The organism is Chromobacterium sp. S0633 (assembly GCF_024158805.1).
In the GTDB taxonomy this organism is placed as follows: domain Bacteria; phylum Pseudomonadota; class Gammaproteobacteria; order Burkholderiales; family Chromobacteriaceae; genus Chromobacterium.
In genome coordinates, this window is record NZ_JAMZGH010000012.1 from 38,142 (window position 1) to 58,884 (window position 20,743).

Consider the following 20,743-nt stretch of genomic DNA (forward strand, 5'->3'; position numbering starts at 1 on the left):
CCACGATGAAAACGACGAGATTCATCGAGGATAAGGGGAAGCGCGCCGCAACGCCAGCGCGCGGCGGGGAGAATCAGGGCTCGGGCAAAGGCGCAGGCTTGCGCCCGCCCAGCCAGGCCTCGAATTCATAATCCTTGCCGGAGGCGTGATGCTCCAGAAAGTAGACGAAGGCCAGGACCTCGGCCACCGCGCGGTAGAGCTCCGGCGGAATGTTCTTGTCCAGGTCCACCTGCATCAGCAAAGACACCAGCTCCGGCGAGTCGTGCACGAACACGCCGGCCTCCCGCGCACGGTCTATGATGCGCTCGGCCAGCTCGCCATAACCCTTGGCGACGACCTTGGGCGAACGGTGCCCCTCCTGGTAAGACAAAGCCACCGCGGAGCGGCGCTTGTCCTCACTCGGCGGCCGCGCCATCGTCCTTCACCACCAGGCTGGCCAAGGCCAGGCCGGCCGAGGCCAAACCCGCCTCCAGCCGGCCGGCGTTCTGGGTGATCAACTGCCCGGCCTGCTCGTCCTCGGCGGAGAACGACACCTGCACCGACTGGCCCACCAGACGAATGCGCGCGGCCATGCCGCCCAGGGCCGGCAGATTCAAGGACAGATTGGTCGACCAGGCCTGCATCTCCTGCTGGCCGTTGCCTTCGCGGTCGGCCTCGGTCTTTTCCTGCTCGATCACCATCTGCATGGGCTGGCCGGGCCAGGCCATGCCTTGAAACTGCAGTTGCTGGTTTTCCAGGCCGTTGAGCTGCCTTTGCACCAGATTGCCCAACTCCTGGGCTTGGGCCTGCGCCTGCGGCCGCGCGCTGGCCGCCGCGTGCTCGGTATTGGCCAGCGCCTGGCTCATCTTGGCCTGCGGCTCCTGCTTGATCTCGGCCAGGCTGGTGCGGCCGTCGGCGAAATCCTTCAGGTGGGATTCGTAAAACAGACCGCTCTTGGCCACGCCCTGCTGCAAATCCTCCGCCACCTTGGGCGGCGGCTGCTGCGCCGCGTTGACCAGCACCGGCTTGCCGGCGTCGCTGGTCTGGGTGGACAGCAGATGGGTCAGATAACGGGAAGCCGGGCTCAGGGCCACTTGCACCGAACTGCCCTTGGTCTGCTCCGCGCTCTCCTTGCCGCCGTCCTGCAATAAAAAGGTCAACGCCGGTTGCAGCGACGCCACCTTCAGCTGCAGCGTATCGCCGCTTACCGTCGCCCCTTGGGGTAGGTTAAGCGTGAACAGCGAATTTTTGATCAATACCGCCAGCTGATTATTGTCGAGGCGATCCGCCACGCGCGCCGTCACCTGCTCGCCCAGCAGCAGCGTCGGCAAGCGGCTGGGAAGGGTCGCGGTTTCCAGCAGCAGCTTGGCGCCCTCGCCCAATAGCTGTGAGGGGTTGATCTGCTGCGCCGGCAAGACGCCGGTATTGATCGACGGAATCATGAGGTGGGACTATTTCGGTACAGGGAAACGATCAACTCGGCCTCGCTGCGGGAGATGCCGCAGCGGGAGGCCACTTCGGAAGCCGTCAAGCCCTGGCGTATCATCTCGATCGCCTGATTATAAGGGCTGAGTCCGACATCCCCGTGCGCCTGCTGCTCCACCCGGGACAACAGGCGCGACATATCCCGCTGCATAGCGCTGATCTGCTGTTGCTGCTGGTCGAGATACATGGTGGTCAAGCTGTCGCGTTTGGTTTCCAGACGCAGCACACGCCAGTAGACATACGCCACCGCCATGGCCAGCATCAGCCAGAGCACGACCATCAGGTATGGGAAAAAGGTGCCGGACATCTTGGTTCCCCATGGAAGAGTTTCCGCCGTGACTTAATTTTATGGCGAAACCTCCAACAACCCAAGGCCAACCCGCCATCAAATCGACTCCGCCGTCCTGGCCGGGCCGTCGCGGCGACTTACGGTCAACGATAGTGTTTCAGCACCCGGGAACTCTGATTGATCAGCACCAGCTCCGAGCGCAACGCTTCCGACCACTGGACCAGATCGGCCTGGATTTCCTCGCGTCGCCGCACCAGCTCGCGCAGTCTGTCGCGCTGAGCCTCCTCCAGGCCGGACAACGTTTCCTGGGTCAGCGAAGCCAACAGCCGCGACATCAGCTTTTCCTGCTGCGCCTGCAAGGCGTTGAAACGCTCGTAGTCCTTGGCGGACACCGCGGCGGACACCTGAGGCGTCAAGGCCTCCAGTTCCGCCACCAGTTGTTCCAGGGGTATCGCACGCGTCGTCGCCGTCATGCGCCCGCCGCCGCGCTGGCCGCGGGCTGACTGCGGTCGACTTGCTGCCAGGCGGGAAGAATCGTTTCCAGCAACCCCCTCACCTCAGCCAAAATCTCCAAATCGTTCTTTAGGCTGGCCCGTCCCAGACGCGTCTTCATATAGAGGTACAACTCGTTCAGGTTGACAGCCGCCTCGCTGCCGGCCTCCACGTCCAGCGCGATGCGCAGACCTTCGATGATGTCCATCGCCTTCGAGATCATGCGCGCTTTTTCATCAAAGCGCTGAGCCTCGATCGCAATACTGGCGGTCATGATCGCCTTGATCGCGCCTTCGTACAGCATGACCACGATCCCGATGGGACTGGCGCCATACACCGCAGCCTTCAAGGCGTCGTTCTCATAGGCCTTGTTGAACTGCTTCAACATTCTGGAATTCAGCATATTGTAACCACCCGCTGTGCTGGATCGACGCGCTGTTTTTCATCCGGCGCCGAATCTCAGCTAAAAATCATGACTGGACGACTCAAAGCTTATACTTGGGACATCAAACCGCTCAAATTATTGGTGCTGGCCGCCATCTTGCTCAGCGTCGAGTTCAGCGCGGTATATTGCTGAATGTATTGCTTCTGCCGTGCCGTCAAACGGGCAGTAAGCGCATCCTGCGATGCCTTCTCCGTGCTGATGCGCGAATTGATCGAAGTCTTGCTGCTTTCCACCACGCCAGTCGGTCCCAACAGACCGTTGATCTCCTTGTTCAGCAGCTGAGCTATCCCATTATTGCTGCTGTTGCCAAACAGATTCTTGACCGCGGTCGGATCTTTCTTCAGAGCGTCGTTGAATTTGGTCGAGTCCAGCTTAATGGTGCCGTCCTTCTGGATGGCAATGCCAATCTGGGACAGATAAGCGTAGGAATTGACCGGGTCGACGCCGGGAATGGATTTGGTCAGTACACTCTGCAGCTGCTGCTGAATTGACAAGACGGAGGCATTGCCCTTCATGCTGCCGGTACGGGCGTCTTTGATGCTGCTCAGTACTTGGTTGTAGGCGTCGACGAAGCTCTGCAAATTCTTGCTGATGCCGGCCGCATCCTGATTCATGGTCACCGTGGTGTTGGCGTTTTCCTTGTACAGGTCCAGATCCACCCCGGGAATCGCGCCGCTGACCTTGTTGCTGCCGGAAGTCACTTTGACTCCGTTAACGGTCAGCTCCGCATTGGCCGCAAGCTTGGACTCGCTGGCCGCGTCCGTGCTCTGCGACAAGCCGCCCATGACGTTGCCGTCCACCCTGCCGGTGTCCGTGCTGCCGGTACCGGTGATCGCGAAGGCGTTGTCGGTGCCGGAAGCGGTCGAGGCCAGAACCAGCTTGTAATTACCACCGTTCTTGACCACGGAGGCGTTGACGCCCATGCCCTCGGCGTTGATCTTGTCAGAGATGGACTGCAGGCTGACCTTGTCGCCCGGCTTGTCGCGCAGCTTGACCGTCTGTTCCTTGCCATTAACCGTGAACTTCAATTCGTCAGGCGCGCTGGGAATGTCCGCCTGGGCGTCGGTGATCTTGTTGCTGCCGATCTGATCGAACACCAGCTGTCGCGAAGTGGCCAACTTGGACACATTGACGACATAGGTGCCGCTGACCCCGCCGGAGGTGGTACTGACCCCGGCGACGGAGGTATCGCTGGAAGATACCTTGAACGCTTGCAAGAACGATCCCGACGACAAGCTGGTGATCGCGCTTTGCAGCGCGGACAGCGCGGAACCGATCTTGCCAAGATCGCTCAACTGGGTGTTGTAGCCGTCCAGTTTCTTCTGACTGGCGAGCAATGGCCGGGAATCGATCGCCATCAACTGGCTTACGATGGTTTGAACGTCGATCGTGCCGACTGATGTGGTTATCCCTGCCATGTTCATCACCCTTTAATGTGTATTTGTTGAGCCGCTCCCGGGACTCAAGCCTTGTCCTTCAGCAGCATGCCCTTGAAGTCGCCAATCGCCTTGGCGATCCGGATCGCGTCCTCGGAAGGTATCTGCCGGATGACCTTCTGAGTTTCCTTGTCCACGACTTTCACCACCTGCAGGTCGGTGTCCTTGTCCACCGAGAACTCCAGCTGGTTATTGTACAGCGAGGCCACGCTGTTCAGTTGCTTCAGCGAAGACTGCAACTGCTCGGTAACCGATGGTTTTTCCTTGGCCGCGGTATTCTGCGCCTGCTGCTGCTGCGCCTGTCCGGCGGCAGCCACTGCCTGGGCATTGTCCGGTAAAGCGGAAGCGGCCTTATCGGCTCCCTGCCCGCTTTGCGCCAGCTCCACCGTTTGCTGCCGCGGCGCGGATGCGCCTGCGTTGGCAATCGGCAGCGATTGTAAAGAAGGTATTTGCATGACAACTCTCCTGACGCGCGCAGCTCCGGTTGCCCAACCAACCGGAGCCGCCGCTGGCTCATACCATCATTCTAGACTTATTGCAGCAGGGTCAGTGCCGACTGCGGCAGCGAGTTGGCGTTCTTCAGAATCGAAGTACCGGCCTGTTGCAGAATCTGGTTTTTGGTCAGGTTAGCAGTTTCCGCTGCGAAGTCCACATCCACGATGCGGCTGTTGGCTGCGGTCAGGTTTTCCACGTAGTTCTGCAGGTTGGCCACCACCGCATCGAAACGGTTCTGTACCGCACCGAAAGTGGACCGGATATTCGAGATCGAGGCGATGTCCGCATCCAGCGACGACAGCGCGCCCGATGCCGCGCCCTGAGTGGTCACGCTCACGGTACCGGTGTTGGTCAAGCTCGAGTTGTAGCTGTTCAAAACACTGGCGGACGTCAGGTCGGTCGACGAAATGGAAACCTGGTTATTGGTTGCGCCGGACGAGCCCACCTGGAAAGTCAGTACCGAACCGCCGGACAACAGGCTGGTGCCGTTGAACTGGGTGGTTTGAACGATACGCGAAATTTCCTGGGTCAGTTGGTCCACTTCACTTTGCAGCTGCGAACGGTTGGTATTGCTGACCGAACCGTTGGACGCTTGCACCGCGATTTCACGGATACGCTGCAGGTTGTTGGCGATCTGGCCCAAGGCGCCTTCCGCCGTCTGACCGACGGAGATGCCATCGTTGGCGTTCTTGATCGACTGATTGTTACCACGGATGGCGGCAGTAAGGGTCTGGGAAATCGCCAGACCGGCGGCATCATCCTTGGCGCTGTTGACTCGCAGACCGGAAGACAGACGCTGCAGAGAGACTTGCAACGCGTTGTTCGAGTTGCCGAGGTTACGCTGCGCATTCAGCGAAGCAATGTTGGTGTTGACGGTAATAGCCATGTTAGTTCTCCTGATCTACACAGTTGGGCAAAGCGACTTGCTTACTCACCATATCGTCAGAGGCACAATAAACTTTATAGCTGCAATGTGAATTTTACCGTAAAACCACTCTCTACCGTTTTCCGTATCAGGCCCGAAACCCAACGAAGCAGGGCGTCCTGGCCAAACAGACGCCCTGCTCTTGCACCCTCAACTTACTGCAGCAGAGTCAGCGCCGATTGCGGCAGCGAGTTGGCGTTCTTCAGAATCGAAGTGCCGGCCTGTTGCAGAATCTGGTTCTTAGTCAGGTTGGCGGTTTCCGCGGCAAAGTCTACGTCGATGATACGGCTGTTGGCCGCAGTCAGGTTCTCAGTATAGTTCTGCAGGTTGGAAACCACCGCATCAAAGCGGTTCTGCACCGCGCCGAAAGTCGAGCGGATGTTCGAGATCTGGGCAATATCCGCATCCAGCGAAGACAAGGCGGCGGAGGCGCCCCCTTGGGTGGTCACACTAATCGTGCCAGTATTGCTCAAACTGGAGCTATAAGTGTTCAGCGTGCCGGCCGAGGTCAAGTCGGTGGACGAAATCGACACTTGGTTGGTGGCTGCGCCGGACGATCCCACCTGGAAAGTCAGTACCGAACCGCCGGACAACAGGCTGGTGCCGTTGAACTGGGTGGTCTGCACAATACGCGAGATTTCCTGGGTCAGCTGATCCACTTCGCTTTGCAGCTGCGAACGGTTGGTATTGCTGACCGAACCGTTGGATGCTTGTACCGCGATTTCACGGATACGCTGCATATTGTTGGCAAGCTGGCCCAAGGCGCCTTCAGCGGTCTGGCCAACAGAGATACCATCGTTGGCATTCTTGATCGCCTGGTTATTGCCTCGAATCGCCGAAGTCAGTGTTTGCGAAATTGCCAGACCAGCCGCATCGTCCTTAGCGCTGTTGACGCGCAGACCGGAAGACAGACGCTGCAAGGACACTTGCAGGGAGTTGTTGGAACTGCCGAGGTTGCGCTGCGCGTTCAGCGACGCAATATTGGTGTTTACGGTAATAGCCATGTGATTCCCCTAGAGATCAAGACTGCGTCAAGCGGAACGCCGTGATTTGCGCAGCATGCTTACTAGATCGTCTAAAGGTTAATAAACTTGACCAAAATGGTATTTTTACCAAACAACCCCCCAAACGGATGCCTCCTTCCCTCGCCCGATGGCGAACACCCAAACTGCGCGGCAAAGTGAAAAACAAACTGCCCCGCGGCTTGCGCCGCAGGGCGATTCTCTACCAGACGCTTGACTCAACGCTCAACCATGCAGCACATGGAACCAGTCTTCATGGTGATCCTCCAGCCAGTAGTGCCTCTCAACCCAGTCACGTAGCTGCTCGCCCTCCCGCTCACTGGCGTCTCGGTCATACACCTTACTTCTTATCGCCTCAATCCAGGCCTCCGCTACATTGGGTACTCGGCACACTGGTGCCGCATTGGTCTGATAAGGATAAATATCGGTGCAGACTACCGGCCACCCCAAAGCGCCATACTCCAGCAAGCGGAGATTGCTCTTGGCCTCGTTGAAAGCGTTAAGCTCCAACGGCGCCACCGCCAAATCCAGATTCAGCTTGGCAATCGCCTCAGGATATTGATCAAATGGCACGGAATGATGCACCTCAGCTACATAAGGACGGAACTGCGGCAGACACATACCCATGAAGACCCAGTCCACCTCCGCTGCAGTTTGCTTGATGACCTCAAACAACAGTTCCAAATCTCCCCGATGTTGAGAGGCACCAACCCAACCAACTCGAGGCTTCGCACCAACCCGTCTTTGTGGCCTCAGTTGCCCCCAAACACTTTTCCGCAGCCTGTTGGGCACTACGACGATTTCGTCCACCATTCCTTGAGTGAATGCGGCCAACGGTTCTGTCGACACAACAAGAGCATCACTCAACTTCAGCACTCTACGAAGCCTCTGCTTCGCATCTGGATACAGGCGTTTCCAGTGGTCGTATAGATTACTCTTCACCGGCGTGCCGCCCACCAAGTCGTCAATCCCGAACACCACTCGCATTTGCGGAATGAACTCGCGATAAGCTGTCAGCGCGTCATAGATTCCGTCATTGATGCCGGTATGCAAGAGCAGGGTGTCCGGCGCATGCCGCGCCATTTCAACAACCGACAACGCGCCCTGAGTCGGCTGGTGAATCTCCCCGTCAAGCCGTCCCTGCTCTTGCAGAATGGACAGCGGCTGGCTCAGCCGATACTCGCCGCTCCCCCCCGGAACCGGCATCCCCAGAACACGTTTACGTCCCGGCAACTCAGGATCCCAGGCAACGCAACGCTGCCACTCCACTTCCATCTTTCTTCCACGCAGAGACAAGTGGCGGTTAAAAAATGGATCACGTCGCATCAACGGCAGCCATTGCCTCAGCATCGCATCCATTTCATCGCGCTCCCTCACCGCCGCCTGCAACGCGACGCGAGGGTCTGACGTGGTTCGTCCAATACTTTTGGCATGATGGTGGTACAACACCACAAAAGGGTTGTACACATTACGATAGCCCGCAGCTTGAACCTTCAGGCAAAAGTCTACATCGTTGAAGCAGACTTTAAATTTGTCTTCGTCCAAACCGCTGACTTGCAGGTAAATTTCTTTACTCACCAAAAGGCAAGCACCCGTCACAGCGGAATAGTTCTGCCCGGTCAGAATCCGATTCTGATATCCGGACTCGGAGATATCCATCGGCTCAAATACATGATCGGCGACAGACCTCATTCCGCCCGGCAAGCCAAGAATAATGCCCGCATGCTGAATTTGCCCCACCTCGGGGTACAATAAGCGGGCGCCGACAGCCCCTACCCCAGATTGCTGCCCCACCGCCAGCAAACGCTCAAGCCAGGACTCCAAAATGACTTCCGTATCGTTGTTCAACAACAAAACGAACTCGCCGGCCGCTACACTAACGCCTAAATTGCACTGCGCGGAGAAATTAAAAGGAGCATCGTATTCGACAACCTTGATCCGCCCAGGGAATCTCCCAGCCATATCCTCATAAAACTCGCGGGTCTCAGGCTGCTCCGAACGGTTGTCAACAATAATGACTTCAAACGACTGATACCTGGTTTTCTCGAACAGGCTTTCGAGGCATGGTTCTAAAAACTCCAATTTATCCCGGGTAGGGATAATGATGGAAACCAAGGGACTCCCCTGCACTTTGATATCAAAATGATGGGTGCCCGGCACATAACCGTCGCCCACATCGGCGGCTAGCCCCAGTCTGATGGCATGGTTCTCCAGAGCCACCTTCCGCGCCGCCGTCGCCAAAGGGCCAATATCACTTTTGTCATATGGAAGGGAAAGCAGCACATCATCCACATGCCCTATCGCATCCCTTCCCTTCAACTCGAACAAGCGCAACAGGCATTCATAAACATAAGCCCCCGGGTACGGCTGCAAGCCATTCAATGCCACTAGGGCTCTAGTCGAAATCGCAACTCCCGCCCCGATATAGTCCATGGAGCGCAAATACTCCGGGGAGAAATCCGGTTTGAACGAGGGCAAAAAATATTCCCCCATAGGGGAAACGACATCGCTATCGCAATAAATAGCCATCCATTCAGGGTGAGCATGGGCCGCCTCGGCCAATCTAACCAGCGCGCGAGACTCCAAGCGGAAGCCCGCCGGCAACAGCATGGCCCAATCCGCATAGCAGTCTGCAACGATATCGTTAAAAACTTGGGTCAAGCGCTCAGGATCGTCCAGCGTAGGCAGCCTCACCCACCCCAGCTGCGGGCTGTTCTGAAACACGGGATCCGGCATCTCCCAATCCGCCAAGACCAGTAAACGCCAATTCGGATACAGCTGCTTCTCCATTGCCGCCAACGACTCTACCAAGCGTCGTTTTTCGGCGGCGGGTACCACGGTTACCAGATTGAACGTCGGCCGTACCGACCATGCTTTCACCATTCTCTCGGCAAACTGTTCTGCGTGAACTTCCCGCAATTGGTGATTGTTCTTCCAAATCTTGTAACGCTGCTCCTCAATCGCGTCTTCCGGGCATGACGATTGCAAGATGGGCCTGCCGATTTTGCTGGGACTGCGGATTTGGACAGCCTTCGGCAAAACGCTATTCCAGACCGCGATATGCTGGCTTATCGTCCCTTCCAACGTGCGTTGCTGCAAGATGTAATTGCGTGCCCTGGAAGCCAGCGACTTTCTTGCCGCGTGGTCTTCAACCAAGGACACGATGGCATTGAACCAAGCGTCCTCATTGTTTTCAACAGCCAGCGCCAGCCCCTTTTCCTTGGGCTCGGCATAAGGAGGGAGGTCCGACACGATACTGGCGGCCCCCACTACCGCGTAATCAATCCACTTGATATCCGACTTACACAGATTGAACCCGTCTTCCTCCAATGGAGCCAGTCCAATATCTATTTTCAAATCAGCAAGATAAGAAAAATAGTCGTGATACATCACACCTTTGGGACCTTGCTTCACCCCTTTCAAGCCAATCATGGTCTTGGGAACATTTCCCCAAAACACGAACTTTACCGCGTCCGCATACTCATGATAAACCCGTAACAGAGCACCAGAAATCAAGTCCAAATCTCGACCATGAGTGCTGGTACCGGCAAACCCAATAACAACCTGATCATCCCGCTCTCTTGGCTCTACAAAACGAAACTGGCTCAAGGAGTTTGGAATTACTACGACATTCTGATTATAAGCAACAAATTTTTTAGCCAACTCTGGCGTACTGACAGTCACAACAGAACAATATGGCAATATCCACTTTATATGCTCAGTGGATTTAAAGAAATCATCATACATCGGGTTACTGCTTGGCAAACCCAGCAACCAATCATCAATATCAAAGACAATGGGCTTCTTGGATTCGATAATAATCTTCATCAAATCCATATAGCACTTATCTATAAACCATCGCTGTACAATAAATGCGTCCATGGACTCAACAAAATGGGCATCTGAATCGAACCCATAATCGCCCACCAGGCGATGAGCCTCTAGGTTTTTATAAAAATAAGTATCAACCACGCCTGCGAGCAAAGACAGAGGATCACCCAATCTAAGCTTGAAACAAGCATGATCAAAGTGGTCTCTAGACAAGATGCCGATACGGGGATTTCTTTTTTCCATGAGATGAGGTCCGCCTGCAGAGAAGACGCCAAGCCGAACATAGTCAAACCATCATTGCAACGGTTTTGATCACCGCCATTATCCTTGGCATGACTACTTCGGCACAGTCCGATACAACCACACACAAAAGCTTGCCGACACCGCTGCATCATTCAGGGTGGCGCAAGCACACCGTTAACAAACAAGAAGCGACCCCTCTGAGGCCGCTTCTCGCTCAACAAGCAGTCGATCCTATGCCTTTTCCAGCAGAAGATAAAACTGTAACGAGCACATTTCCAACATTTCCTCATGGGTGACATTTTTAATCACCATGCGCTCAGTTTCGATATTGCACGGCAATGAGCCTTGGGCTCGATTGAAAATATCCTGCAGCCGGCCATCAAGCGCATTCATCTTATTTACGACTTTGTAGCCGGTTTCCTGACAAAATTTAAGCAGCTCTCGAAGGGTAAAGAAGCGAATATGCGTGATATCCAACAATCCTTCTTTGGCATAAGTCCAATTTCCTTTGGCCAAATCATCCATCAATGCGAGGTTACGCACATTCGGCACGCTGAGCAGCACTTGCCCTTGCGAAGATAGATAACGGTGGATTTTCACCATCACATCCCATGGGTTGTACATATGCTCAAGCACATCAGCCAGCACCACGGCATCCAGGCTGCCCAACGCCATGCCTTCCGCCTCTAGGTCGAAGTCCTCAAATTTTCCCAACAGAACTTTATCCAGTTGACGGCTGGCCATCTCCGCAGCGGCATGGTTCATTTCAATCCCCCATACCTGGCAAGATGGAAAACGCTGCTTAATCAAAGCGCCATTACCGCCCCCCGCGCACCCAATGTCCAGCGCCAGGTGAGGCTGGTTGCTGAACAAGCTGATTAAATCCTTGCGCCCCGTTGTATGGTAGCCAGCGGTCAAATCCGTATGTTCGTTATCCAGGTATTGCTGCCACACCAGCCGTTGCGGGCGCACCCGCAAGCCTTGCGCCATATCTGCCATCAACTGGGCCACTCGCGATGCCGCCAAACCATCCGCTCCGCCATGATGGTAATAAACCAGTCGCTGACGAGCCTGATGCAACTGGGCATTGCGCTCTTCCTTATCCTCCAACAGCTGCAGAATGCATGCAGCCAACTCGTGGGCCTCCACTTCCTTGATCCCGGTCTCAGCCTCAAAGCAAGGCCCCATCAGCATACCCGAGCTATTCATCAAGTTGACGACGGGGGTATCCGCCATCATGCCCTCCACCAAATAATTGGAATCAACCGCTACCAATACATCCGCGGCAGCGGCAAAGGCGGGAGTATCCTCCATCACGTAATAATACTGACGGCCATCGGACCCCAAGGCCGCCAATAATTCGGAGCAACAATGCTCGCCTATCGCCTGGTTGGCTGGCCTATCCTTGATCACCGCGTTGATCTTGCAACCATGCTGCGACAAAGCTTCGCAAGCGCTCAAAAACGCCAGCATCGTGTCCGCATAAGCATGCTCATTGCAATGCGCGCTAAGATTGGCTGCCCAAGTTGTACCGAAAACCACGATCGGCAAATTGGGATCCATCTCATACTTTTCGATTAAAGCTTGACGATACGCCGCCTTTTGGACTCTAAGTTGCGCATAGCAGTCCCATGCGGGGTTGCCCGTTAACTCCAGACGTTCCGGCTCAATGCCCAAATCCAAGAAGCCTTCCTTGCCGCGCTCCCCGTAAACAGCCATCTTATCCGCAATCAATTCGGCATGAACGGTGTAAGGATCGGCCAAGGCAATGCCATGGGAAAGATGCAAGCTTGGAACACCATTCGCCCTCGCCCAGGCCGTGGCGACTTTTCCCAAACGCGTGACGTCTTCGCTAGTGACGAACAGCGACACGTCGAACTCCTCAGCCGCCGCAGCCAAACCATCCAGCAATTGCACCGACATTGGCAATTCAAAGCTCAAACGCTCTTTGATCACCTCAACCAATGACGCGGTATTTTCCTCGTCGGCGAACTCTTCACCCCAGTTAAGGACGGCCAAATGCTCGTTCAACGCCGCTAGGGACGGACTGGCTTCTCCAACAGCGTTATATCCGTCAGGCAACAGACTTTCCAAGCCCACTACCGCGCAGCCGCACTCCGCCGCAAGGTTTAACAGCGCCGGCGTCATGCCCGCTGATGTCGTCACAATGACCATGGGATCAAACATCGCCAGGAACTGGCGCAAGGCGCCCAGCTGGTTATCCCACAGCAGGCTTATAATTGCTTTTGGTTTCATCCTTGGTTCCCGCCAAAAATGCCATAGTGTTTTGCCAATAAGGTATCCACCAAGTGGTAATCCGCGCCTAAGGTAAGATCAACGCCATGCCTGAACTTCTCCCGACTGCCGGCGGACCACCCCTTGACCAGACCCATCACCCGCTGATCCAGGCCTTCCGCCGCCAGCCAGGCGGAAAATTGTTGGACACGCTCTTCGGAAAGCAGCCCGGCAAAGTCATAAGCAGGGCTCCGTTGCACCAAGGTTTTCAACAGGCAGTAGAAGAAATGCCGCGCGCGCAAGGGCTGCAGCAGACGGTCCAACTCCTGGGAAAGGTCCTCGCTGGGCAATAGCATCCACGGCATCAACGCCCGAAACGACTGTTGCCCCAACGCGGCGTCTTTTTGCCTCTGTTCTTCGGCCCAGGCCTTATTGCCAGCCTCGTCCGCACGGTTCTCCAAGACCACAAACATTCGCCCTGCGACCTTCGGCGTCAACCGCGCCACCAAGAGTTCCTCAAGGAACAAGCCCAACTCCAACAGATGCGGGTCTCGAGCAAACCATGACAACACCCGTGTCCATCGCTTGGTCTTTTCCAGCGGCTCGTACAGGAAGGCATTGATATTCCCCCCACCGAGAAACGCGCCATGCGGAACCGCATCCATGATGGCGAAGCCCTCTTGATCGGCAAACGCCACCAGCTCATCGACTCGGATCCTGGACATGTAGCGACCAAAATTAGAGGGGTCTTCCGCCTCACGCATAACAGCTGGCCACTGATTGGTATCCGCGCCGTAGGCCGCCTCGAAATGGTCTCGCGAGTGAATATCGAACACGATGCGCCCTCCCGGCCTCACAACTCGCTTCCACTCCAGCAAAGCTTCCCGCCAGTTGGGAAAATGCACCATCACGTTCAAGGCGATCGCACTATCAAAGCTCTTTTCATCAAACGGCAACTTAGTGATGTCACCCAGTTGCAATGTAATGGGCATATTGCCGGCCAAGCGACGCGTTTCGTTCAACATGGCTTGGGAGCTATCAATACCTGTTACGTGAAAACCTTGCTCTATCAAAGGCAAACTGGCCCGTCCGGTACCGATACCGATATCGAGTATCTCCTTGCCCCGGACATGCCGCTTAATGGTGCCTACCTCCAAAGCATTCTTCAGATAGTTAGTGCTGGTGTTTTCCACCATCCTCCCGGAGTACCAGCTAACCATGCCGGCATCCTGCCACGCCTGGGTTTTCCAGTTGATCAGACTGTCGTCTTCGTAACTCGCAACCGTAGTCGCGGCTTGTTTACTCATTTCAACGCTTCCCATGTGAGCGGCATGCCCCGTTTCAGGGCTTTCGTGGCTGGCATACCAATGACGATGTCAAAAAATTTCGGAGCTAAGCCAAACCCCGGCCGAATAACTCTGATGTTCTCCGCGCTGAAGAGCTCACCCTCCTCAATATCCTGAGCAACATAGAGGGATCGGCGAAAAATCTGTGATTTGCTTTCAATCGGGCTACTACCGTACCTGATATCTCCCAACGCCAGCCAAGCGCGCTCACTTTCAATCACCAACTGAGCCAACTCCTCAGGTTCTAGGGAAAAAGCAGAGTCCACCCCGCCATCTGCCCGTCGCAAAGTGAAGTGCTTTTCAATCACGGAGGCGCCGAGAGCGACCGCGGCAATTCCAGCGCCAATCCCCATGGTGTGGTCGGACAAACCGACCTCGCAACCGAACAAATCGCGTAAATGCGGGATGGTACGCAGATCACTGTGCATAGGGGGAGCAGGGTATGAACTGGTACACTTCAGTAAGACTAATTGCTGGCAACCTGCCGCTCTTGCTTCCCTCACAGTTTCATCGAGTTCGGCCACTGAGGCCATTCCGGTCGAAATAATCATAGGTTTACCGGTTGCCGCCACTTTACGAATCAAGGGCAAATCCGTATTTTCAAAACTCGCAATCTTATAAGCGGGAACCTCGAGAGTTTCCAGAAAGTCTACCGCCGTTTCGTCAAAAGGCGTCGAAAATACCAGCATACCCAGTGACTTGGCATAGTTAAAAATAGGCTGGTGCCACTCCCATGGCGTATAGGCTTGCTGATACAGTTTATAAAGCGAGGAGCCACTCCACAAACTGTCCGGATCGGAAATATGAAACTCACCCTCATCTAGGTCGAGCGTCATGGTGTCCGGTGTATACGTTTGTAATTTCAATGCATGAGCACCACTGCTGGCGGCGGCGGCAACAATGGCCATAGCCCGATCTAACGACTGGTTATGATTACCAGACATCTCAGCAATAATGAAAGGCGGAGCCTCTCTGGAAATCAGCCTACCACCGATATGAACGCCTTTTCCCATTAGACATCGTCCTTTTCAATTGTCAGCTTATAGCGGTGCCCTGCCCATTCAAAAAAAGCCGGATAGCGCTGATTATCAACCACTCGCAATAAATTAAACTGCTCCTGCAGAGACTGCCCAGGGTCCAGGCGGCTATCCTCAGGTCCCCGTCTCGGATACAGACTGGGCTCGCCTCGCTGCTCTTGAGGTTCCGCACCGTCACAATGGTGTACCGCCCAATCCATCAAGCGCAACTCGCAGTCAAATAATTTGGCATTGATTTCCGTGCTAAGCTCATGCCCCTCTAGATCAAACGCACGTTGCTGCCAAATGGCTCCAGTATCTATGCCATCCTCGGCGTTCAATAAGCTAACAAGAATACGCTGTCGACCTTCAAGCACCTGCCAAATATGGGGAGACATCCCCCTTCCTTTGGGTAAATCACTGGCATGCAGCACCAAGGTGTAACGGTAGCGCTCGCGACATGACTTGGAAATCAATTGCTGGCAAGATACTAAAAAGAGAAAGTCCCCCCCGCCAGCCTGATTGCAATCAGTCAGCAGGCTTACGAAACATTGTTGATGCTCAATTTTCCATTGCCTCAACCATGGCCAAACCGGGTGTTCTGGGTCTGTGCACAAGATATCGACTTTGCTCATACCATTTCTTCCATTGCCAAGGCTACGCGGCCTGCGCCGCGGCCATCCACCAGTTCTTGTCCAAGCATGGACATGGTTCGTCGCAAGATGACATTATTGCAACAAGCATCCAGAGCTTGAGCCAAGCCATCAACCGTTACTGATGTAGATGGTCCCAAATACTCTATAGCCCCAGCCTTTGCTAGCGTCTCGCCTATTAGCAGTTGATTCTCCGCCACGGCAAACCCTACCGTCGGCAAACCCAGTGCGCAGCGCTCCCAAGCGCTACTTCCAGTCGCGCCAATCGCCACATCCGCCCAGCACATCCACTTGGCCATATCGTTTGTATGACGATAAACGCGCCACTGCGGTGACGCCATGTATGCGATATCCTCGAATTTCGGATTTGCGGCCCCCGCAATCACGGTCACCTCCGTAAACGCCAAACGCTGCAACGCTAACATGCTCTTGACAGTTTCTCCTGTTGGATCAGAACCGCCAAAATTCAGCAGAACCCTGCTTGCTCTTGATGGATGTTCTCTAACGCAAGTAGTAGAAAACTCATCACGCAACATGGCAAAACGGGGACCAAGCAATAAGACCGTCTCTTCAGGCACCAATGATTGATAGGCGGCTGTGTCCGCAAACAGGTTCTGGTTCAACAATAGATCTGCGTCATGGCAACGATTTGTAAGATCGTCTATCGCCAAGACACGTTTAGCAAAACACCTCGCATCAGCCTCCCACTCCTTCCCCAAACCATAGTGATCTACCACCACCCAATCAAAAACGGTGCTCTGCGGCAATACTGAGCGCAATGCGCGTAGATCAGCGGCCTCTCCCTCTGGTAGTTGTTCCGGCAACCAAAAAATAGACATGTCGGAATCCGTCAGCAACTCTCTGGCGGCTCCGGGCAGGTCCTTGCACACAAAGCAGACCTCAGCCCCATTCCGTCTCAACAAATCAGCCAGAGTCAGACAACGCATAACATGACCGCTGCCTATCTCAACTGAAGCATCGGCCCGGAACAGCACCTTCACGTCGGCTCCCCTTCCGCTTGTAATACCGCATACATCCACTCAGCCCGCCGCCAATCCTCTTCAGTATCAATATCTTGAACAAGATGACGTGGAAGACGGACTGCCAACGAACGCTCCGAAAAAAATGGCTCACACTCCAGCCAAGCCTGACGCCGTCCCCAATAAAATTGCCCAGCATCTTGAAAAGACTCTTCAAGATCTTGCGATCGAGTATCCCGATATTGTGGATACATCGGTACCAAGTTGCCCTCGGATGAAATTTTTAACGCTCTCTGCACAGGAAACCCGAATGAGGTCACCGACACGGCATAGTGCTTGCCTGCATCCATTTCAAGCAAATTCAAGCCACTACGCAAGTAAGATGCTTGCATCAAAGGAGCCGTCGCGTACAAGCAGCAGGCATAATCAAAAACCTCACCCTGTTCTTGCAAAAATGCCACTGCATGACGGATCACAGCCACAGTCGTCGTATAGTCATCCGAGAGTTCCTGCGGACGCACAAACGGCACGTCTGCACCATACTGCCTCGCCACTTGAGCAATTTGATCATCATCAGTGCTTACAATAATGCGGGAAAACAGACCACACGCCTGCGCTGTGCGAATCGAATACGCAATCAAAGGCAAGCCGTGAAATTGCTTGATATTCTTGCCTGGGATCCGCTTGCTTCCTCCACGAGCCGGGATGACAGCTACGCTGCGGCTCATTGAATTGCCTTCTTCAAACTGGCAACAACGTCGTTCTGCTGGCGCTCTGTTAAACCAGGAAACAAGGGCAGGGTCAGTGCCTCGCGATAATGTCTTTCCGCCATAGGAAAATCTCCGGACTGGAAACCAAGACGACGGTAGTAGGGCTGTATATGTACCGGTATGTAATGAACATTGACCCCGATGCCATCAGCCCGCATACGCTCAAACACCTGGGCTCGACTGCTAGCAACATGCTCTAAGCTCAGTCTCACTACAAACAGATGCCAGGCAGATTCATCGATAGGCTCTAGACAAGGCAAACTCAAGGGCTGCTGTGCCAACAGCTCCGCATAGCGTCGGACCAGCATGCGGCGCTCTATCAAAAAACCGTCCAATTTACTCAGCTGAGATAGTCCAATCGCCGCCTGTATATCCGTCATTCGGTAGTTGAACCCCAGTCCAGTCATTTGATAGTACCAAGCGCCGTCTGAATTGCCCTCCATGCGGCACTCATCACGGGTAATTCCATGACTACGCAATTCGCCCAGACGCTCATATAAAGCGGAATCATTGCACAATACCGCACCGCCTTCCCCCGTCGTAATCACTTTGACCGGGTGGAAGCTGAAAACCGTCATATCAGCATGACTCCCGCAACCAACAGGTTGACCAGCAAACTCGGCACCAATCGCATGGGAAGCATCTTCGATCACAACAAAACCATAGCGCCGCGATAGGGACTTAAGGGCAGCCATATCACAGCTGCGACCGGCAAACGCCACTGGCACGACTACCTTGGGTAAGCGCCCTAACTGCTCGCTCTGTTGCAGTTTGCTTGCCAGCTTGCCCATATCCATATTTCCACTGGCAATATCGATATCGACAAAATCAACCTCTGCCCCACAATAGCGCCCGCAATTAGCCGAAGCGACAAAGGTGTTAGGACTCGTCCACAGCCAGTCTCCCGGCCCCAAACCTGCCGCAACACAAGCAATATGCAAAGCAGCGGTCGCACTACTAACCGCCACGGCATGCGTAGCCTGACAACGCAGAGCCAGAGCCTGCTCAAAAGCCGGCACCACAGGCCCCTGTGTCAGCCAATCCGAACGCAATACCTCCACAACGGCCTCAATGTCGTCCTCATCGAGTTGTTGCCGACCATATGGAATCATGCTCATGGCGTTGCCTGATCCAAAATTTCTAGCTCGGGAATGCTCAGAAACCAGGGATTACTCTCGGAAGAATATTGAAATCCCTCCGACACTAATGTCCCTGCCTCGCTCAACTGATTGGAATCATAACCATGGTGAACTGTGAAGCGAATCGAAGGAGCGATCACATAATGATCGTCAAACTCGTAGGTATGCAGACTGTCATCAGCGGAAATCATCAGTTCATGCAACTTTTCCCCCGGCCTGATGCCAATCTGGTGTTGCAGTAACTGGGGGGCCATTGCTGTCGCCAAGTCCACAATGCTCACGGAAGGAATCTTGGGCACAAAAAGCTCCCCGCCCTGCATCCGCTCAAAGTTGCTGAGCACAAAGTCCACCCCTTGTTGCAGGGTGATCCAGAAGCGGGTCATCCGCACATCGGTAATGGGCAGGCTATCAGCCCCGCTCGCGATCAATTTTCGAAAGAACGGCACCACAGAGCCCCGCGAGCCGACGACGTTGCCATAGCGCACTACCGCGAAACGGGTCTTGTGGCCGCCAACAATATTATTCGCGGCCACAAACAACTTATCCGACAACAGCTTGGTTGCCCCATACAGATTGATTGGACTAGCCGCTTTATCGGTAGACAGCGCAATCACCTTCTCTACCCCGCACTCGATAGCGGCATTGATCACGTTTTCCGCGCCATTCACATTGGTGCGAATGCACTCGGTAGGATTGTACTCGGCGGCAGGCACTTGCTTGAGAGCGGCGGCATGCACCACTAGATCAATGCCGCGCATCGCCTGCTTCAGGCGCTCGCCATCTCGTACATCGCCGAGGAAAAAACGCATGCAAGGATCGGAAAACTCCTGTTGCATCTCAAACTGTTTCAACTCATCGCGAGAAAACACCACCACTCGCGCCGGTTTGAACCGCTCCAATAGCGTGGTAATGAATTTACGGCCGAAGGATCCCGTTCCGCCGGTAATTAAGATGGACTTGTTGTCAAACATCGCCAATATGCCTTTATTTCTTTGAAAAAGACGGAGCAACCGTCCGCCATCAGCGCCAGGCTTCCGATCCTTGTCCGCCAAAGCAACGCTTGCCGATAATCCGCAAGCCCACCTTCCAGTACCATGCCTTAATACGACACAAGCACACCAATCCAACAACCCTACTGTTTGCTTGACAATAGCTCAGCCAGCACCGACATCACCACCTCCACCCCCATCGCCCCGGTGGTGGCGTCGAACTCCACCGTCGCCGCGCCGCCCTTGCCGGCCGCCCAGTTGCTGACCAGGCACAGATGCGCATAAGGCAGATTCATCTCCCGCGCCAAGGCCGCCTCCGGCATGCCGGTCATGCCGACTATATCGGCGCCATCCCGCTCCAACTTCAATATTTCCGCGGCGCTTTCCAAACGCGGCCCCTGAGTGCAGGCGTAAACGCCGCCCACCACGCCGCTGTGGCCGCTGTCCGCCATCGCGCGGATCAGGCGCTCTCGCAACGCCTCGTCGTAAGGCGAGGAGAATTCGGCGTGCACCACAGGGCGGTCCAGCCCCTCGAAGAAAGTGTGCTTGCGGCCCCAGCTGTAGTCGATGATGTTGTCCGGCACCACCAGGCGGCCCGGCGGCATGTCGGGGCGGATGCCGCCCACGGTGCCGATGGCGATCACGCCTTTGACGCCTTGATCGTGCAGCGCCCAGATATTGGCGCGGTAATTGATTTCATGCGGCGCCAGCGAATGGCCGTAGCCGTGGCGCGCGATGAACACCACGTTCTGCCCGTTCAATAGGCCGAAGGTCAGCGCGCAGGAGGGATCGCCGTACGGGGTGCGCACAACTTGACGGTGGGTGACTTCCAATACGGGCAGCTGGGCCAGGCCGCTGCCGCCGATGATGGCCAACATGATGTGTCCCCTTGTAATGGCGCGACGAATCGCTGTTTTTGCCGCGGCCTGAGCTGGGCGGCTGTGGGATTCTTGCTTGCGGCGAAGCGCCGACG

At 55.2% G+C, this 20,743-nt stretch carries 19 protein-coding genes; all 19 read right to left on the reverse strand.

Annotation, left to right across the window (positions count from 1 at the left end):
* Window positions 1-73: 73 nt before the first annotated feature.
* A complete protein-coding gene (locus NK214_RS09900; protein WP_019103813.1) occupies window positions 74-415 on the reverse strand; it encodes an EscU/YscU/HrcU family type III secretion system export apparatus switch protein in 342 nt (113 codons plus the stop codon).
* On the reverse strand, window positions 396-1,421 hold the full coding sequence (locus NK214_RS09905; protein WP_107800443.1) for a flagellar hook-length control protein FliK: 1,026 nt from the start codon (window positions 1,419-1,421) through the stop codon (window positions 396-398). The genes NK214_RS09900 and NK214_RS09905 overlap by 20 nt, the downstream gene beginning before the upstream one ends.
* Window positions 1,418-1,771 carry a DUF2802 domain-containing protein gene (locus NK214_RS09910; protein ID WP_081545453.1) on the reverse strand — a complete coding sequence of 118 codons (354 nt, stop codon included), beginning with the start codon at window positions 1,769-1,771 and terminating at the stop codon, window positions 1,418-1,420. The genes NK214_RS09905 and NK214_RS09910 overlap by 4 nt, the downstream gene beginning before the upstream one ends.
* A gap of 125 nt (window positions 1,772-1,896) precedes the next feature.
* On the reverse strand, window positions 1,897-2,226 hold the full coding sequence (locus NK214_RS09915; RefSeq protein WP_253314370.1) for a hypothetical protein: 330 nt from the start codon (window positions 2,224-2,226) through the stop codon (window positions 1,897-1,899).
* On the reverse strand, window positions 2,223-2,633 hold the full coding sequence (gene fliS / locus NK214_RS09920; RefSeq protein ID WP_019103817.1) for a flagellar export chaperone FliS: 411 nt from the start codon (window positions 2,631-2,633) through the stop codon (window positions 2,223-2,225). Before fliS ends, NK214_RS09915 begins: the two co-directional genes overlap by 4 nt.
* 104 nt (window positions 2,634-2,737) lie before the next feature.
* Entirely contained in the window at window positions 2,738-4,108 is a 1,371-nt protein-coding gene (gene fliD, locus NK214_RS09925) for a flagellar filament capping protein FliD (RefSeq protein ID WP_227104795.1), read from the reverse strand.
* A gap of 44 nt (window positions 4,109-4,152) precedes the next feature.
* Window positions 4,153-4,581 carry a flagellar protein FlaG gene (locus tag NK214_RS09930; RefSeq protein WP_043642102.1) on the reverse strand — a complete coding sequence of 143 codons (429 nt, stop codon included), beginning with the start codon at window positions 4,579-4,581 and terminating at the stop codon, window positions 4,153-4,155.
* Between the two features lie 77 nt (window positions 4,582-4,658).
* Window positions 4,659-5,507 (reverse strand): flagellin, encoded by an 849-nt coding sequence (locus NK214_RS09935; RefSeq protein ID WP_227104796.1) that lies wholly within the window; start codon window positions 5,505-5,507, stop codon window positions 4,659-4,661.
* Window positions 5,508-5,701: 194 nt separating this feature from the next.
* Window positions 5,702-6,550 carry a flagellin gene (locus NK214_RS09940; protein ID WP_227104797.1) on the reverse strand — a complete coding sequence of 283 codons (849 nt, stop codon included), beginning with the start codon at window positions 6,548-6,550 and terminating at the stop codon, window positions 5,702-5,704.
* A gap of 243 nt (window positions 6,551-6,793) precedes the next feature.
* Complete coding sequence (locus tag NK214_RS09945) at window positions 6,794-10,642, reverse strand: glycosyltransferase (protein WP_253314371.1); 3,849 nt, start codon at window positions 10,640-10,642, stop codon at window positions 6,794-6,796.
* 231 nt (window positions 10,643-10,873) lie between these two features.
* Window positions 10,874-12,898, reverse strand: a complete 2,025-nt coding sequence (locus tag NK214_RS09950; protein WP_227104800.1) for a bifunctional 2-polyprenyl-6-hydroxyphenol methylase/3-demethylubiquinol 3-O-methyltransferase UbiG — start codon at window positions 12,896-12,898, stop codon at window positions 10,874-10,876.
* On the reverse strand, window positions 12,895-14,184 hold the full coding sequence (locus NK214_RS09955; protein ID WP_227104802.1) for a class I SAM-dependent methyltransferase: 1,290 nt from the start codon (window positions 14,182-14,184) through the stop codon (window positions 12,895-12,897). Before NK214_RS09955 ends, NK214_RS09950 begins: the two co-directional genes overlap by 4 nt.
* Window positions 14,181-15,236: a pseudaminic acid synthase gene (pseI, locus tag NK214_RS09960; protein WP_253314372.1), complete on the reverse strand. Its 1,056-nt coding sequence runs from the start codon at window positions 15,234-15,236 to the stop codon at window positions 14,181-14,183. The genes NK214_RS09955 and pseI overlap by 4 nt, the downstream gene beginning before the upstream one ends.
* Complete coding sequence (locus tag NK214_RS09965) at window positions 15,236-15,874, reverse strand: formyltransferase family protein (protein ID WP_227104806.1); 639 nt, start codon at window positions 15,872-15,874, stop codon at window positions 15,236-15,238. The genes pseI and NK214_RS09965 overlap by 1 nt, the downstream gene beginning before the upstream one ends.
* On the reverse strand, window positions 15,871-16,893 hold the full coding sequence (gene pseG / locus NK214_RS09970) for a UDP-2,4-diacetamido-2,4,6-trideoxy-beta-L-altropyranose hydrolase (protein WP_253314373.1): 1,023 nt from the start codon (window positions 16,891-16,893) through the stop codon (window positions 15,871-15,873). Before pseG ends, NK214_RS09965 begins: the two co-directional genes overlap by 4 nt.
* The gene (gene pseF, locus NK214_RS09975; RefSeq protein ID WP_227104810.1) at window positions 16,890-17,600 is read right to left on the reverse strand and encodes a pseudaminic acid cytidylyltransferase; all 711 of its coding nucleotides are present in this window, start codon (window positions 17,598-17,600) and stop codon (window positions 16,890-16,892) included. Before pseF ends, pseG begins: the two co-directional genes overlap by 4 nt.
* Window positions 17,597-18,760, reverse strand: a complete 1,164-nt coding sequence (pseC, locus tag NK214_RS09980) for a UDP-4-amino-4,6-dideoxy-N-acetyl-beta-L-altrosamine transaminase (protein WP_227104811.1) — start codon at window positions 18,758-18,760, stop codon at window positions 17,597-17,599. The genes pseF and pseC overlap by 4 nt, the downstream gene beginning before the upstream one ends.
* Complete coding sequence (pseB, locus tag NK214_RS09985) at window positions 18,757-19,752, reverse strand: UDP-N-acetylglucosamine 4,6-dehydratase (inverting) (protein ID WP_227104812.1); 996 nt, start codon at window positions 19,750-19,752, stop codon at window positions 18,757-18,759. Before pseB ends, pseC begins: the two co-directional genes overlap by 4 nt.
* A 161-nt stretch (window positions 19,753-19,913) precedes the next feature.
* Window positions 19,914-20,648: an S-methyl-5'-thioinosine phosphorylase gene (locus NK214_RS09990; RefSeq protein WP_227104813.1), complete on the reverse strand. Its 735-nt coding sequence runs from the start codon at window positions 20,646-20,648 to the stop codon at window positions 19,914-19,916.
* Window positions 20,649-20,743 lie beyond the last annotated feature (95 nt).